Source organism: Pontibacter mangrovi (assembly GCF_006385705.1).
GTDB lineage: Bacteria > Bacteroidota > Bacteroidia > Cytophagales > Hymenobacteraceae > Pontibacter > Pontibacter mangrovi.
Map to the genome: position 1 here is coordinate 83,020 of NZ_VFRQ01000002.1, position 14,551 is coordinate 97,570.

Here is a 14,551-nt window from a genome sequence, read left to right on the forward strand (position 1 = left end):
ACTAAGGATGCAAAGTATCAACCTGCATATTAAATTTATCAGACACTCGAACAGGAGGAGCAGTCCTTACCTCATTTTCTGTACTAAAACTGCGGTTATCGCTAACTTCCATTTTATAATTGTCTAGAAAGCGGAGAAACATATGAACAGCTAAAGCACCTTTATCGTCCAGATCTCCTCTCATTTGCACCAGACCATCCGGCAATTCAACATGTATAGAATGGTCTGCAGCATCTTCCGCTTCAGGGAAGCCGGACTTAAGGCTGTTAAAGTCAAGTGATTTAAGCAAAGTATACACTTGTGTCATCGCAACAGAACCCAGTTGCCCTTTATAGTTCTTGCCAACTGTTTCATAATTTCTTAATCTATAATAGATTGTGCCATCCTTATGAACCTCCACATCTTTGGTATTCCATCCGGGGCAAGCGCATACTACCGTAATTGTAATTTTGTCAAACTCAATCTTCTCCGTCTCCTGATTTTCTTCTGCCTTTACTTCTGTAGCTATAGCTTCAGTCTGTTTGGTGCTTTGACAAGTAAGGCAAAACACCACCATGAACAAAAGTATAAATCGACCAATCAGCATATAAATAGGACGCATAGTATACAAAAAATCATCCTGAAAAAACCTTAGCCGAGGCTTATACTCCTCCGACCAGGATCCTTTCAGGATGACAAATCAGGTTGATGAAGTATGGCTGAAGCTAAATTGGCAGCCACAGCCATACTTTATACTTTAATACAAGCTCTCGATCACATCCTTATAGTTGGCGGTGATGATCTTGCGCTTCACTTTCAAGGTTGGCGTCAGCTCACCGCTTTCTACGGTCCACATGTTCGGGATGAGGGCAAACTTCTTGATGGTTTCGTACTGCGCCAGCCCCTCGTTGGCTTTGTCTATTTCGCGCTTGAACTTGGCGATAACGTCCGGATGCTTGACCATCTCCTCATCGGTAGTATAAGCTAAGCCTTTGTGGGCAGCCCAGTCCTGCAGACCCAGGAAAGACGGCACGATGAGCGCTGAGGCATACTTGCGGCCATCGCCCACAATCATCACCTGCTCTATCACCACCGACTCCTTCAGCTTGTTCTCGATTGGCTGCGGCGCCACATACTTACCGCCCGAGGTCTTGAACATCTCTTTCTTGCGGTCGGTTATTTTCAGGTACTTGCCCTGTATCATCTCGCCTATGTCGCCGGTATGGAACCAGTTATCCTTATCGATCACCTCGGCGGTCAGCTCCGGCTTTTTGTAGTAGCCTTTCATCACGTGCGGGCCGCGGGTTAGGATCTCTCCGTCTTCGGCGATCTTTATTTCCACGCCATCAATGGCCATACCTACGGTGCCGATCATGTTGTTTTCCGGCTCATAGCGGTTCACGGAGATCACCGGCGAGGTTTCCGTCAGGCCGTATCCTTCCATCACGCGGATATTAGCCGACCAGAACACGCGGGCCAGTCGCGGCTGCAGCGCGGCGCCACCCGACACGATCACTTTTACGTTACCGCCCAGCGCCTCGCGCCACTTGCTAAAGATAATTTTGTTGGCCAGTTCCAGCTGCTTGTTATACCACCAGCCCTGGTCTTTCTGCGTGTCATACTTCAGGCCAAGCTCCAGCGCCCAGAAAAACAGCTTGCGCTTTACGCCGGTCAGCTCCATGCCCGTGGCCACAATCTTATCGTATACTTTCTCCAGCAGGCGCGGCACCGTGGTAAACAGGTGCGGCTTCACTTCCTTCAGGTTGTCGGCTACTTTTTCTATGCTCTCGGCGTAGTAAATAGACACCCCAATGCGGAAGTACAGGTACAGCAGCATGCGCTCAAACACGTGGCAGAGCGGCAAAAAGCTCAGGGCGCGGTGGTTGTGGTCTACCGGCACGTAGGGCACGGTGCCACGCACGTTGCTCATCAGGTTATCGTGCGTCAGCATGACGCCTTTGGGGTTGCCGGTGGTGCCCGAAGTATAAATAATGGTCAGGATATCATCTGCAGTAACGGCGGCTTTCAGCGGTTCCAGCTGCTCCACGTCCTGCTTCTCGCCCAGGGCCAGCACCTCTTTCCAGTTCTTGGCGCCGTGTATCTCGTCAAACGTATAGATCTCCTTAATGCCCTCCATGCCCTCGGTAGCGGCCACCACCTTGTTGTATAAGTTGGAGTCGGCCACAAATATGGCCTTCACCTCGGCATCGTTAAAAATGTAGCGGTAATCCTCCTCGGTAATGGTAGGGTACATGGGCACGCTGATGGCCCCAATCTGCTGAATACCGAAGTCTACCAGCACCCACTCCGGGCGGTTAAACGAGATGATGGCTACCTTATCTCCTTTCCCAAGGCCCAGCTGCAGCAGGCCCAGGCTCACCTGGTTGGCGTAATCCTGCACATCGCGGGTAGTATACTTCTGCCAGTCGCCGTTTACCTTAGCCGCCAGGCAGTCAGGCTTCGGGAAGGCCTGCAACTGGTGCGGCAAAAGATCGAAGGTGCGGGTTATGTTCATAGTGAATGTCTTATACTACAGTGTTTTGATCAGTTAGCTTGTAAACAGGTCAAAGTTTCTGAAAACAGCCTGTTATTGATGCATTTTAATTATTTTTTTTGAATTCTGCCACGGCCGCTCTTATAAATATTTCCCATGTGTTATATTTATACTTTTAGAATAACGGCCATACTTATGGCGCAGGCATGGCCTGTATGCTATACGTCTACGCCGTTTTTAAGAGACAAGCCCAACAACGCCCCTATGAACCTGTCGATATTTTTTGAGCCGCTGAGCGAGGAAGTGTTTGCCACCCTAAATAAGCCCCGCACGCTGGGTTCCTACATCAGCCGCTTCGTAAGCAAGTTTCCGGACTGGCGCACGGCCGACATAGCTATACTTGGCATAAACGAAACCCGCGGCCGCTACACCGACGAGGACAATGAGGCTGACCACATTCACCACCAGTCCGCCGCACGCCTGGTGCGCAAAAAGCTGTATAGCCTGAACAAAGGCGCCGGCCGCTGCCAACTGGTGGACCTGGGCAACCTGCGCCCCGGCATTACGCTGGAAGACACGCACCTGCGCCTGAAGGAGATCGTGGAGGTACTCATCTCGCACAACACCATTCCGGTAATCATCGGGGGCTCGCATGACCTGGAGTATGGCCAATACATGGGCTATGAGCACCTGGAGCGCGTGGTGAACATGGTAACCGTAGACAGCAGCGTGGACATGACCGAAGACACCGAGGCCGCACCCAACAGAAAGCAGCTGCGCCAGATCCTCATGCACGAACCTAACTACCTGTTCAGCCTGAGCCAGATCGGGTATCAGTCATACTTTGTGGAGCCGGAGGTGATGGCCACGTTCGAGAAAATGCACTTCGAGTCTTTCCGGGTGGGCGAGGTGCACCGCAGCGTGCAGGAAATGGAGCCGGTAGTGCGCGTGGCCGACCTGCTGACTTTTGATATTTCGGCCATTCGCCACCAGGACGCGCCGGGCTATGAACCGGCCAACCCCTTTGGGCTGACCGGCGAAGAGGCTTGCCAACTGTGCTGGTACGCCGGCCTGAACGACAACCTCACCTCACTGGGCATCTATGAGTATAACCCTGCGCTGGACGAGCGTAAGCTGACCGCCATGACCGTGGCCACCATGATCTGGTATTTTATAGAAGGCTTTTACCACCGAAAAAATGAAACGGACTTCAGTGGCCGCCACTTTACCAAGTATGCCGTGGCCTTTGCCGACGACAACCCCGACCGCATGATCTTCTACAAAAGCCGCAGCAGCGAGAAATGGTGGCTGGAGGTAGAGCCCCTGAGCCCTGAGAAAGGCAGCCGCGTTGTGCCCTGCAGCTACGAAGACTACCTGCAAGCCACCAAAGGCGAGGTACCCAACCGCTGGATACTGACGCAGGCGAGGATTGGGTAAAATTTATCAGCTTGGAGATTTGAAAATTTGGAGATTTGCAGATGTTCCAAATTTTTAGGCGTTAACGTTGAAAGATGTTTGGCCTGAACTAAAGTATAAATCACTAATTGGCGCATCATTTTCAAATCCTCAAATCTCCTCATCTCCAAAACTATGAACCTACCAGAATACACGCTGCAGCAGCTGGCGCTGCGAAACGGGCAGGACCGCGAGGAAGTATGGGTGGCGTACCAGGGCGTGATCTACAACGTAAAAAAATCGAGGCTGTGGCGCAACGGCAGGCACTACGAGCACTGGGCAGGCCAGGATCTGACAGAAGAACTGGCCGACGCGCCGCATAATGCAAATGTTTTTGATAAATTTGAAGCGGTGGGGCGTGTAAAAAACTCCCGCTACCAGCCTAAGCCGGATTAACAGACCCCAAAATAAAATCGTATATTGGGGTTTTACGAGAAGTAACTATACATAAATCAAATTTATACCAGATGATATTAATTGCTGACAGCGGCTCAACAAAAACAGACTGGCGCTTGGTTACCAGTGATGCCGTGCTGGGCCAGGCACAGACTGCCGGATTTAACCCGATGTACCAGGATGCAGATGAGATATACCAGGAAGTGCATGACGTGCTGTTGCCACAGCTAAACGACCAGGTTCCTACGGCCATCTACTTTTACGGCGCCGGCTGCAGCTCCCCCGACCGCAACAAGCGCGTAGAGGATGCGCTGCGCCGCATTTTTCCGGAGGCCGAACTGCACGTAGACCACGACCTGCTGGGCGCCGCGCGCGCGCTTTGCGGCCGCAAGCCAGGCATCGCCTGTATTCTGGGCACTGGCTCCAACACCTGCCTGTACGATGGTGCCGATATCATAGACAATGTGCCGTCGCTGGGCTTTTTGCTGGGCGATGAGGGCAGCGGCGCCTACATGGGCAAGCTGCTGATTAAGGCATACTTGTACCGCGAGCTGCCGGAAGACCTGGCTACATCGCTTACAAACACCTATAACCTGACAAAAGACGGTATCTTGGATACGCTCTACAGCTCCTCGATGCCAAGCCGCTACATGGCTACGTTTGCCCGCTTCGTGCACGAAAAGCAGAAGCACCCGGTTATCCATGGTATGATCTATGAGAACTTCTCGGAGTTTTTTGAGCGCCATGTGGTAAAGTATAAGGGCCACGAAACGCTGCCTGTAAACTTTGTAGGCTCTATTGCCTACCACTTTGGCGACACGCTGAAGCAGGTAGCCCAAAAGTATGGCCTGCACGTGGAGACGATCATCAAAAGCCCAAGCGAAGGGCTGATCCTGTACCACCAGGAGCTGTTGCAGACTTTTGGCACCCCGAACGCCTAACGAATACTTCAAAGCCCGTGGTGCCTGCCACGGGCCTTCATTTAATTACCTTGTCAATCCCTAATCCCTAAAACTGTGTCTACTACCGAAACAGCGTCTAACTACGACGGGCTGGAGCACATGAGTGTGCACGAGCTGCTTGTAAATATTAACCGCGAAGACAAAACCGTTCCCCTGGCTGTAGAAAAGGCCATTCCGCAGATAGAAAAACTGGTGAACGCCACTGTAGAGTGCCTGCAGCAGGGCGGCCGGCTGTTCTACATCGGGGCTGGCACCAGCGGCCGCCTGGGTGTTGTAGATGCCTCTGAGTGCCCTCCTACCTATGGCGTGCCGCACGGCATGGTGGTTGGCATTATGGCAGGCGGCGATTCTGCCATTCGCAAGGCGGTAGAGTTTGCCGAGGATGACGCCGAGCAAGCCTGGAAAGACCTGCAGGAGCACAACATCAACGAAAAAGACATTGTGGTGGGAATTGCCGCCTCGGGCCGCACCCCATACGTAATCGGTGGACTGAAAGCCTGCCGTGAGCGCGGCATTGCCACCGGATGCGTGGTTTGCAACGCCGACAGTGCCGTAGCCGCCGCCGCGGAGTTTCCTGTGGAGGTTGTAACCGGCCCAGAGTTTGTAACCGGCAGCACCCGCATGAAAGCCGGCACCGGCCAAAAGCTGGCCCTGAACATGCTCACCACCTCTACCATGATTAAGCTGGGGCGCGTAAAAGGCAACAAGATGGTGGATATGCAACTATCTAACCTGAAGCTGGTTGACCGCGGCACCCGCATGGTGATGGAGGAGCTGAACATTGAAAGAGACGAGGCCAGCGACCTGCTGAAGAAGTATGGCAGCGTTCGGGCCGCTGTGGAGGCTTACCGCAACGGAAACCAACACCAGGTTTTATAACCAGAAAAAGCAGCGAGCGCCGGAGCAGATAACTCCGGCGCTCGCTTTTTATACTTTAAATCCGGTCCTAGTTCAGCGTCAGCCCCTCTAGCAGCACCTTCGCCGCCTCCTTGCTCGGCACCACGTAATTGGTCACCGACCAGGTATAGTTCAGCTTAAACCTATCATCGGTAGTGCTGTGCAGCACTTTGCGTTTGTAGTCCTCCAGCGGCTCCAGCCCCAGTTCTTTCCGCCGCTTGTCTATAAGCTGCTGCTCCTCTTCGCTTACTTTCATCACCAGGTAGTCATCCAGCTGCCCCAGTTCTTCATCGTCGGAGCAGCTACGGCAGTGAATTTTCACGAAGGCGCGTGAGCCATACTTGTTGCGCCCCGCCTGCTGGTCTAGCAGGTAAGCGGCGGGCTGCGGCGCCATCCGCCCCTGCTGCACTGCCTCCAGAAGCACTTCCGTAAAATCATGGCCTTTGCGCATCTTGGTTTGCCGCTCTATCACAATGCTGAAGCGCGGCAGCTGCTCCAGCGTGTCCGCCACCCCGATCAAATCCTCGCCCGGGTAACCGAACTCCTTTACCCAGCCCAGCAAAAGTTTGGTGTTGGCCTCCTCTATTTTGCGGATAGTGTCGCCGTGCACACGCATGCCTCCCTCGGCCTGCCTGAAGTACTGGTCGCGGGCGTACAGCTCATCCAGGTCGGCGCGCAGCTCCTGGTTATACGTGTGCTCATACTTGGTGCGGCGCTTAGGGTATTTCTTGGCAAACTTGCGCCAGCGCCTGCTGCCCTCCAGCGAGTCCAGCACCGGCTGCCCATGCAGGTACTCCAGGCTTACGCCTTTCTGCACGAGCTCCTCCAGGTAGTTAAACGCTTTCCGTTCTTTATCCTGCAGCAGGGCACAAATGGCGGCGTTGTAGTAGTCGCGGGCGAAGGGCGAGGGCACAGCGTCAAAAGCCTGCTCATAGGCTTCCAGCGCTTCTTCATACTGCCCCTCCACCACCAGCAGCTCTGCCTTGTTTATTTTGGGGTGATATACTTCGGTATAGTTGGGCCCATCGCCGGCACGCAGCGCAAAAGGCATAAGCGCCAGGCAAAAGAGCAAAAGCATCAAAGGTGTTTTTCTGAACATAAGCAAAGGAAGCGGCGGGCATGGCTGCCATGCCCTTAATCTTTTAAAGGATGAATTTAGGTTTAGTTACGGCCTTTTCGGGAAAAACGCATAAAGCGGCATTTCATTGCCAGCACCTGTTAAACAGTGCCGGTTGCTGCCGGCTGCCGCAGCCAGGCCAGCGCCTGTTCTTTCTCGGCCATGTCAAAAGTATGCACCTCAACACTCGGGTTCAGAAAGCTTGCCAGCCGCCACTGCCCCTTCACCCAGTCTTTGTCTGTTACAATGGCATACCTGTCTATCTTCTCCTCCAGCCCTTTGAACTTTAGCTTCAGCATATCAAAAAACGACTGCACGCAGTCCCAGCCGCCGAAGCAGGAGAACTCAAAGTATACCTGTAGTTTGTCGTGATGGGCAGCCTTCTCCTCCAGTTGTTGCACCACAGCCCGCAGGCCAGCCTCATCCAAGTAGTGCTGCACAAGAAAGCCCGCCAGGCCTTCCTCTGGAAAGTCGATTATTGAAACCATAGCATGGCAGAAATTTAGATTTGATGTTGAGCGCCTGATCGCCAGCCTGTTGCTGGGGCGGCCTATACTTTTCATACCGAGGTTACGGCTTTTCGGTTTCTTAACCCGAAGCCAAAACAATTATTACGGGCTATGGCAGCCACTTTTTGTCTACTATTTTTGTTAAACTATGGCTCCTGAGGCGTAAAATTCTACCCGGCGCGCTCAACTTTGCGGTTGCGCCGGCAGTACATCTTTGCCAGCGGGAGCCGCAGCTATACTTTATACTTATGCACACCATAGAACCATACTATAACTGGATAGAAAAATACTCTGCCGCAGAGGATCCACGCTCCCCACTGTACGGGGCCGAAAACAGCCTCTCGCAGTACACCCATACTATTTACGGGTACTATATACACCCGCAGTGGGACGATATAGACTCCGAAACGCTCTTTCTGAAGATCTTATACGCTGATTATGAGCTTGGCTTTGCCGTGATAGAGTTTATCGGCGAGTGGAACGACGCGCTCAACAACGACATCATGCAGCTAAAGCGCAACATCATAGACCCCATGGTGGAGGAAGGCATCAAGCACTTTATACTTATCGGGGAGAACGTGTTTAACTTCCACGGCTCCGACGACTCTTACTACGAGGAGTGGTTTGAGGATGTGGAGGACGGCTGGGTGGTGGCGCTCGGTTTCCAGGACTTTGTGCTGAGCGAGATGAAGAACTACAACCTGGATTACTACATCAACTACGGCGGCAACCTAGAGGAGATCCACTGGCGCACCTTTACCCCCAAACGCCTTTTTGCCCTTATCAACAGCCTGATCCAGAAGAGGCTGGGGCCATAGCATAACGTATAAAAAGCGAACAGGGAGCGCCCGCTGGTGCAGGCCTCCCTGTTTGGTATAGTGGTGTATTAAATGCTATTCTACAGCATCCTCTACTTCGTCAGCGCCTTCTTCCAGCTCATCACCGGCCTCATCGGCACCTTCTTCTATATCGTTGCCCATTTCTTCTGCGCTTTCCTCAACGCGGTCAGCATCGTTTTCAGCGGCATTTTCTGTGTTAGAGTCGCATGAGGCAAAGGAAAACAGGCCCAGTGCCAACAGCATAAATAATGGCTTTTTCATATTTTCAGTTTTTAAATTTTATCAGTTAACAAAAGTACGCCCCAATACAGGCATTGCGTTATTCTATTACGGCGCTTGTATCGGCGTCTTCGGTCATGTCCTCCATTTCGTCGGCACTCTCTTCAGCCGCGTCTTCCATCTCCTCCTGCACTTCTTCCTGCTCCTCGGCTCTTTCCTCTGCAGGCGAGTCGCATGATGAAAAACTTACCAGGCTGGTCAGGGCCATAACATACAGTGCTTTTTTCATGGTTTTGTGTGTTTAGTTATAAGGGATACCCCATTCGCTCTGCCACAGCGCACACGGCTGACGCAGAAACATGCCAAACAATACGGAGCGCCTTAAATATGGTTATGAAAATATATGAAAAAGCCGAAAGGCACCCTTTTGAGGTGCCTTTCGGTTGTCCCGGCCATGCGCCGGGTGGTTTTTCTGGTTGCTGATTACTCTACAGAAGCAGAGTCAACTGAAGTAGCAGCTGTGTCAGCCTCAACAGCAGTAGAATCTTCTACAACCGGAGCCTCTTCAACAGTAGTTTCTTCTACAGTTTCAACCTCAGCGGCTGTTTCTTCAGTGTTGTTGCAAGATGCAAAAGCGAACAGGCCAGCAACGAAAAGTAAACCAAATACTTTTTTCATGGTGTTTGATGTTTTTATAAATGAGGCGCAAATATACTACTATATACGAACCTCCAAATACACACCCGAAAAATTATTTTTTCTTGAATAACAGCCTGATCGGCACACCTGTAAAGTCGAAGTGCTCGCGCATCCGGTTCTCCAGGTAGCGTGTGTACGACTCCTTCACGTACTGCGGCAGGTTACAGAAAAATGCAAACGTAGGGTTGTGCGTCGGTAGCTGCGTAATGTACTTGATCTTGATGAACTTACCCTTTACGGCCGGTGGCGGGTAGCGCTCAATGTCCGGCAGCAGCAGGTCGTTCAGTTTGGAAGTCGGGATCTTACGCGTCTTGTTATCATATACCTCCATAGCCACCTCAATGGCTTTATGGATACGCTGCTTCGTCACCACCGAGGTAAAGATAATCGGCACATAAGCGATTGGCGCGATGCGGCTGTAGATCTCCTCCTCAAATTGCTTGGTGGTATGGGTGTCCTTCTCGATCAGGTCCCACTTATTCACCAGTATCACGATGCCTTTGCGGTTCTTCTCGGCCAGGGCAATGATGTTCACGTCCTGCGCCTCAATGCCGCGCGTGGCATCCAGGATCACAATACACACATCGGCATCCTCCAGGGCACGCACCGAACGCAGCACCGAGTAGAACTCAATGTCCTCGTTCACCTTGCTCTTACGGCGCAGACCGGCGGTATCCACAATGATAAACTCCTTGCCAAAAGCATTGTAGCGGGCATGGATGGCGTCGCGGGTAGTGCCGGCAATATCGGTTACAATGTTGCGCTCATGGCCCAAAAGCAGGTTTACAAAGGATGACTTCCCAACGTTCGGACGGCCCAGCACGGCAATTTTCGGGATGCCGGCATCCGGGTCTTCCACGCCTTCATCCTTAAAGTGCTTCACCACCTCGTCCAGCAGCTCGCCGGTGCCGGAACCGCTCTGCGAGGAGATCGGGTAAATATCGATGCCTACACCCAAAGAATAAAACTCGCCCATCTGGTGCATGCGCGCGTTGGTATCGGCTTTGTTGGCCACCACGTACACCGGCTTGTCGGTGCGGCGCAGCACGTTGGCAAACTCCTCGTCCAGGCCCGTAAGGCCTGCGTCCACGTCCACCATAAAAAGGATCACGTCGGCCTCGTTCATGGCCAGTTCTACCTGTCGGTTGATCTCGGCCTCAAAAATATCGTCGGAGCCGTGCACGTAGCCACCCGTGTCTATCACGGTGAAATACTTGCCGCACCAGTCGCCGTGGCCGTAGCTGCGGTCGCGGGTTACGCCGCTCACGTTGTCCATGATGGCCTTGCGCTGGCCAATCAGGCGGTTAAAAAGCGTAGACTTGCCCACGTTGGGGCGGCCTACAATAGCAATGATGTTGGTTGACATCGAACTCAAATAAAAGTGTTAAAGTGCCCCCGGAGCACCGTGCCCCGAAGCTTTATGGTGCGCTACTCTTCGCGGTAGCCGAAGCGCCGAAGCAGCTTCTGGTCTGCCCGCCAGTTCTCGTTCACGCGCACGTATAAATCAAGAAATATCTTTTTCTGGAAGAAGTCCTCCATATCGAGGCGGGCCTGCGTGCCTACCTTTTTCAGCGCCTCGCCTTTGTTGCCGATCACGATGCCTTTCTGGCTTCTGCGCTCCACAATAATCTCGGCCCGGATGCGGATGATGTCCTCCTCCTCCTTAAATTCCTCTATCACCACCTCGGTGCTGTAAGGGATTTCCTTTTTATAGTTGAGGAAGATCTTCTCGCGGATGATCTCGGACACAAAGAAACGCTCGGGCTTGTCGGTCAGTTCATCTTTCGGATAAAACGGCGGGTGCTGCGGCAGGTAGTGCAGCAAACGCCCGAACAGGTGCTCCAGCCCGAACTTATGCAAGGCGGAGATAGGCAGAATCTCGGTCGGGTTCATGTGCTCCTTCCAGTAAGCCACCTTCTCGTTCACCTCCTCCTCAGTGGCCTGGTCTATCTTGTTGATCAACAGAAGTATGGGCACCTTGGCGTGCTGAAGGCGCTTGATCACATCGTCTTCGTCGTGCTTCTCGTAAATGTCCGTCACGAAAAGGATGATGTCGGCGTCCTCCAGCGAGGTGCGCACAAAACCCATCATCGACTCGTGCAGCGCATACTGCGGCTTGATGATGCCGGGCGTGTCGGAGTAAACGATCTGGAAATCATCTCCGTTCAAAATGCCCATGATGCGGTGCCGCGTGGTCTGTGCCTTGGACGTGATGATGGAGAGTTTCTCGCCCACCAGCGCGTTCATCAGCGTGGATTTACCCACATTCGGTTTGCCCACTATACTTACAAAACCGGCTTTGTGCGGTGTTTCGGCCATACTTCTAAATTTGAGGTTGCAAAATTACTCCTTTTTTACGAAACCCCGTGAAAATGTGCAGATTTAGGTTTTATAAAGACCTCGCAGTGTGCGCAGCTCCTGCGAGTGACTGTCTGGGTGGATGGGCTGTTGCTCCGTAGCGTCAGACTCTCCTAACGTAAGCGTCCGCTTGTGCTTCTTGTTACAAGTTCCATAGCAAGGCACAAGCGGACGCTTGCGCCAGGACTTTCAACTTTCTAACTTTTTAACCTTCTAACTTTCTAACTCCAGAACAATCTGCCATACTTATCGCTTTACGCTTCGTTGAACCTCTTGTGATAGACTGACAATTATCATGAAACAGAAAGAATTATACTTAGTATCTTTGCAACAGATAAGCACTTATACATTACATGAGCAAAAAGAACACTGGTAAAATCGGTGTGCTGCTGGTAAACCTTGGCACGCCTGATACACCTGAAACGCCTGATGTTAGAAAGTACCTGCGCGAGTTCTTGTTAGACAAGCGCGTGATTGACATAAACCCAGTTGGTCGCTTTTTCCTTATAAATGGAGTCATCGCGCCTTTCCGTGCACCAAAGTCTGCGGTGGTGTACAAGCAGCTTTGGACTGAGCGCGGCTCTCCCCTGCTTTACCATGGTATAGATCTGAAGGAGAAGCTGCAGGCAAGCCTCGGCAGTGACTACTTCGTTTCTTTTGGCATGCGTTACCAGAAGCCAAGTATAAAAAGCGCCTTGGAAGAGCTACGAGAGCAAAGTGTAGATCGTATCATTGTGTTCCCACTGTTCCCGCAATACGCCTCTGCCAGCACCGGCTCCGCCCATGATAAGATCATGGAGATCATTAAGGACTGGTGGATCATACCGAGCATCAACTTTATCTCTAACTTCTGCAACGACCCTGGCTTTATTGAATCATTCGCGGAGCTGGGCAGAAAGTATCTGGCCGAGGATAACTACGACCACGTGATGTTCAGCTACCACGGTTTGCCGGAGCGCCATATCCTGAAAGGTAGCGACCACGGCTACTGTAAACTCGGCTCCTGCTGCAACAGCTACAACAAGCGCAACCAGTACTGCTACCGCGCCTCCTGCTTCGAGACATCGCGCCAGTTGGCTGCGGCGCTAGGCCTGCGCGAGGACCAGTATTCCGTGGCGTTCCAGTCGCGGTTGGGCAAAGACCCTTGGCTGAAACCGTATAGTGATGAGGTGCTGAAAACCTATCCGGAGAAAGGCATTAAAAAGGTGCTGGCCTTCAGCCCTGCCTTCGTAGCCGACTGCCTGGAAACGACCATTGAGGTCGGCGAAGAGTTTAAGGAGATGTTTGAGCACGCCGGCGGCGAGAAGTGGCAGCTGGTAGAGAGCCTGAACTCCAACGATACTTGGGTGGAGGCCGTAAAGCAGATTATTCTGAAGAACTAGCCTTAACAGCACATAGACAGAAAGAGGCCGCTAATGGAACTGCATCAGCGGCCTCTTTTTATACTTTCGGGCTAATCCCAGTCCCAGTCCCAATCGTCTTCTTCCCCATCTTCCTCATCAAGGCCATAAGATAAAGGAGCCTTTACGTAAATGCCGAGCGCTTTCTGCGTTCCTTCCCCGCTGTACCTTACCCTGTAGTTGAGGCCGGCAAAGTAATTTACCCAGTAATCGGTCTGCAGCCCCAGCACGGCACTCTCTTCTTTCCTCAGCTCTAAGTATGGACCTGCGGATAACCCCGCTATGCCGATGCCTGTTTGAGCCTGCATATATAAAACAGTGCTGCCCTTCCTGCGGTCGAAGCCCAGGTTGCCGCTCACCGGAAACCGATCCTCGAACCACCACAGCGAAGCCTCCACGCCCCAGCTTACCTTCGGCTTTTTGTCCCCGAAATTAAAGTGTAGGGCCGGACCAACCGAGAAAATATCCTGCGCCTGCGCTGAAGAGAATACCAGCAGCATTAGCAGCAAAAGCAGTTTATACTTTACAACTGCTTTTATACTTTGAGATGGCATCATGTATGTGCCTGTTGCTAAATCCGCTCCGAATCCACCCAATCCTCCGACACGGCAGCGGCATACTTGGTCAGCTTCTGCAACAGCACCTCCGCGTCGCTCTCCACGATCAGGCTATTCTTGTACTCCGGCTTAATCAGCCCCTCCTGCACACAGTCCGAGAGAAAGGACATGAACTTATCATAGTAGCCGTTCACGTTGTAGAAGGCCACCGGCTTTTTAATGATGCCCAGTTGGTTCCAGGTGATGATCTCGTTTACCTCATCCAAGGTGCCGAAGCCGCCGGGCATGGCGATAAACGCATCCGACTTAGCTGCCATCAGGGCTTTCCGCTCGTGCATGGTCTTTACCACGTGCTGCTCTGTCAGGCCGGTGTGCGCCACCTCGCGGTCTATCAGGCTCTGCGGAATCACGCCCACAGCTTCCCCGCCTTTGGCAAGTATGGCATCGGCAATCGTGCCCATCAGCCCTACCTTACCACCGCCAAACACCAGTCTCATACTTTGTGCGGCCATCAGCTGGCCCAGCTTGGTGGCTGCCTCGGCATACATAGGATTGTTGCCGGCATTGGCGCCACAGAAAACGGCTATACTTTTCATACTTTATACATTGTAGTTTTTAACGAAGAAGGCCCCAGCTGTTTGCCAGGGCCCTTTTATACTTTACGCTGCTG

General features: G+C 52.4%; 17 protein-coding genes. 6 read left to right on the forward strand and 11 right to left on the reverse strand.

The annotated features are described in order from the left end of the window. Window position 1: 1 nt before the first annotated feature. Window positions 2–601 carry a hypothetical protein gene (locus FJM65_RS03865; RefSeq protein ID WP_140619645.1) on the reverse strand — a complete coding sequence of 200 codons (600 nt, stop codon included), beginning with the start codon at window positions 599–601 and terminating at the stop codon, window positions 2–4. 135 nt (window positions 602–736) lie between these two features. Further along, window positions 737–2,494, reverse strand: coding sequence for an AMP-dependent synthetase/ligase (locus FJM65_RS03870; RefSeq protein WP_140619647.1), 1,758 nt, complete (start codon window positions 2,492–2,494; stop codon window positions 737–739). Window positions 2,495–2,668: 174 nt separating this feature from the next. Between FJM65_RS03870 and FJM65_RS03875 the strand changes: the two genes are divergently transcribed. The 4 genes from FJM65_RS03875 to murQ all read left to right on the forward strand — a co-directional run bounded on the left by FJM65_RS03875 (window position 2,669) and on the right by murQ (window position 6,165). Beyond that, window positions 2,669–3,910, forward strand: coding sequence for a formimidoylglutamase (locus FJM65_RS03875; RefSeq protein ID WP_239022814.1), 1,242 nt, complete (start codon window positions 2,669–2,671; stop codon window positions 3,908–3,910). Window positions 3,911–4,063: 153 nt separating this feature from the next. Then, a complete protein-coding gene (locus FJM65_RS03880; RefSeq protein ID WP_140619651.1) occupies window positions 4,064–4,324 on the forward strand; it encodes a cytochrome b5 domain-containing protein in 261 nt (86 codons plus the stop codon). A gap of 71 nt (window positions 4,325–4,395) precedes the next feature. Then, window positions 4,396–5,265 (forward strand): hypothetical protein, encoded by an 870-nt coding sequence (locus FJM65_RS03885; RefSeq protein WP_140619653.1) that lies wholly within the window; start codon window positions 4,396–4,398, stop codon window positions 5,263–5,265. Between the two features lie 75 nt (window positions 5,266–5,340). Next, window positions 5,341–6,165, forward strand: a complete 825-nt coding sequence (gene murQ / locus FJM65_RS03890; RefSeq protein ID WP_219855949.1) for an N-acetylmuramic acid 6-phosphate etherase — start codon at window positions 5,341–5,343, stop codon at window positions 6,163–6,165. A gap of 67 nt (window positions 6,166–6,232) precedes the next feature. Here the strand turns inward: murQ and FJM65_RS03895 are convergent, their stop codons facing one another. Together FJM65_RS03895 and FJM65_RS03900 are read right to left on the reverse strand one after the other, a co-directional pair. Further along, the gene (locus FJM65_RS03895) at window positions 6,233–7,261 is read right to left on the reverse strand and encodes a hypothetical protein (RefSeq protein ID WP_140619657.1); all 1,029 of its coding nucleotides are present in this window, start codon (window positions 7,259–7,261) and stop codon (window positions 6,233–6,235) included. A gap of 140 nt (window positions 7,262–7,401) precedes the next feature. Then, window positions 7,402–7,788: a SpoIIAA family protein gene (locus FJM65_RS03900; RefSeq protein ID WP_181163630.1), complete on the reverse strand. Its 387-nt coding sequence runs from the start codon at window positions 7,786–7,788 to the stop codon at window positions 7,402–7,404. Window positions 7,789–8,057: 269 nt separating this feature from the next. Between FJM65_RS03900 and FJM65_RS03905 the strand changes: the two genes are divergently transcribed. Continuing rightward, window positions 8,058–8,627: a hypothetical protein gene (locus tag FJM65_RS03905; protein WP_140619661.1), complete on the forward strand. Its 570-nt coding sequence runs from the start codon at window positions 8,058–8,060 to the stop codon at window positions 8,625–8,627. Between the two features lie 75 nt (window positions 8,628–8,702). Here FJM65_RS03905 and FJM65_RS03910 read toward each other — a convergent pair whose 3' ends face one another. The 5 genes from FJM65_RS03910 to era all read right to left on the reverse strand — a co-directional run bounded on the left by FJM65_RS03910 (window position 8,703) and on the right by era (window position 11,885). After that, window positions 8,703–8,909, reverse strand: a complete 207-nt coding sequence (locus FJM65_RS03910; protein WP_140619663.1) for a hypothetical protein — start codon at window positions 8,907–8,909, stop codon at window positions 8,703–8,705. Between the two features lie 58 nt (window positions 8,910–8,967). After that, entirely contained in the window at window positions 8,968–9,156 is a 189-nt protein-coding gene (locus FJM65_RS03915; protein WP_140619665.1) for a hypothetical protein, read from the reverse strand. A gap of 194 nt (window positions 9,157–9,350) precedes the next feature. After that, window positions 9,351–9,545: a hypothetical protein gene (locus FJM65_RS03920; RefSeq protein ID WP_140619668.1), complete on the reverse strand. Its 195-nt coding sequence runs from the start codon at window positions 9,543–9,545 to the stop codon at window positions 9,351–9,353. A 73-nt stretch (window positions 9,546–9,618) separates the two neighbouring features. Next, window positions 9,619–10,932 (reverse strand): ribosome biogenesis GTPase Der, encoded by a 1,314-nt coding sequence (gene der / locus FJM65_RS03925; protein WP_140619670.1) that lies wholly within the window; start codon window positions 10,930–10,932, stop codon window positions 9,619–9,621. A 62-nt stretch (window positions 10,933–10,994) separates the two neighbouring features. Beyond that, entirely contained in the window at window positions 10,995–11,885 is an 891-nt protein-coding gene (era, locus tag FJM65_RS03930) for a GTPase Era (protein WP_140619672.1), read from the reverse strand. A gap of 392 nt (window positions 11,886–12,277) precedes the next feature. On the opposite strand from era, the gene hemH reads away from it, so the two are divergent. Beyond that, on the forward strand, window positions 12,278–13,306 hold the full coding sequence (hemH, locus tag FJM65_RS03935) for a ferrochelatase (protein ID WP_140619675.1): 1,029 nt from the start codon (window positions 12,278–12,280) through the stop codon (window positions 13,304–13,306). Between the two features lie 71 nt (window positions 13,307–13,377). On the opposite strand, the gene FJM65_RS03940 is transcribed toward hemH, so the two are convergent. Together FJM65_RS03940 and FJM65_RS03945 are read right to left on the reverse strand one after the other, a co-directional pair. Then, entirely contained in the window at window positions 13,378–13,881 is a 504-nt protein-coding gene (locus FJM65_RS03940; RefSeq protein WP_140619677.1) for a hypothetical protein, read from the reverse strand. Between the two features lie 14 nt (window positions 13,882–13,895). Further along, complete coding sequence (locus FJM65_RS03945) at window positions 13,896–14,477, reverse strand: LOG family protein (protein ID WP_140619679.1); 582 nt, start codon at window positions 14,475–14,477, stop codon at window positions 13,896–13,898. Window positions 14,478–14,551 lie beyond the last annotated feature (74 nt).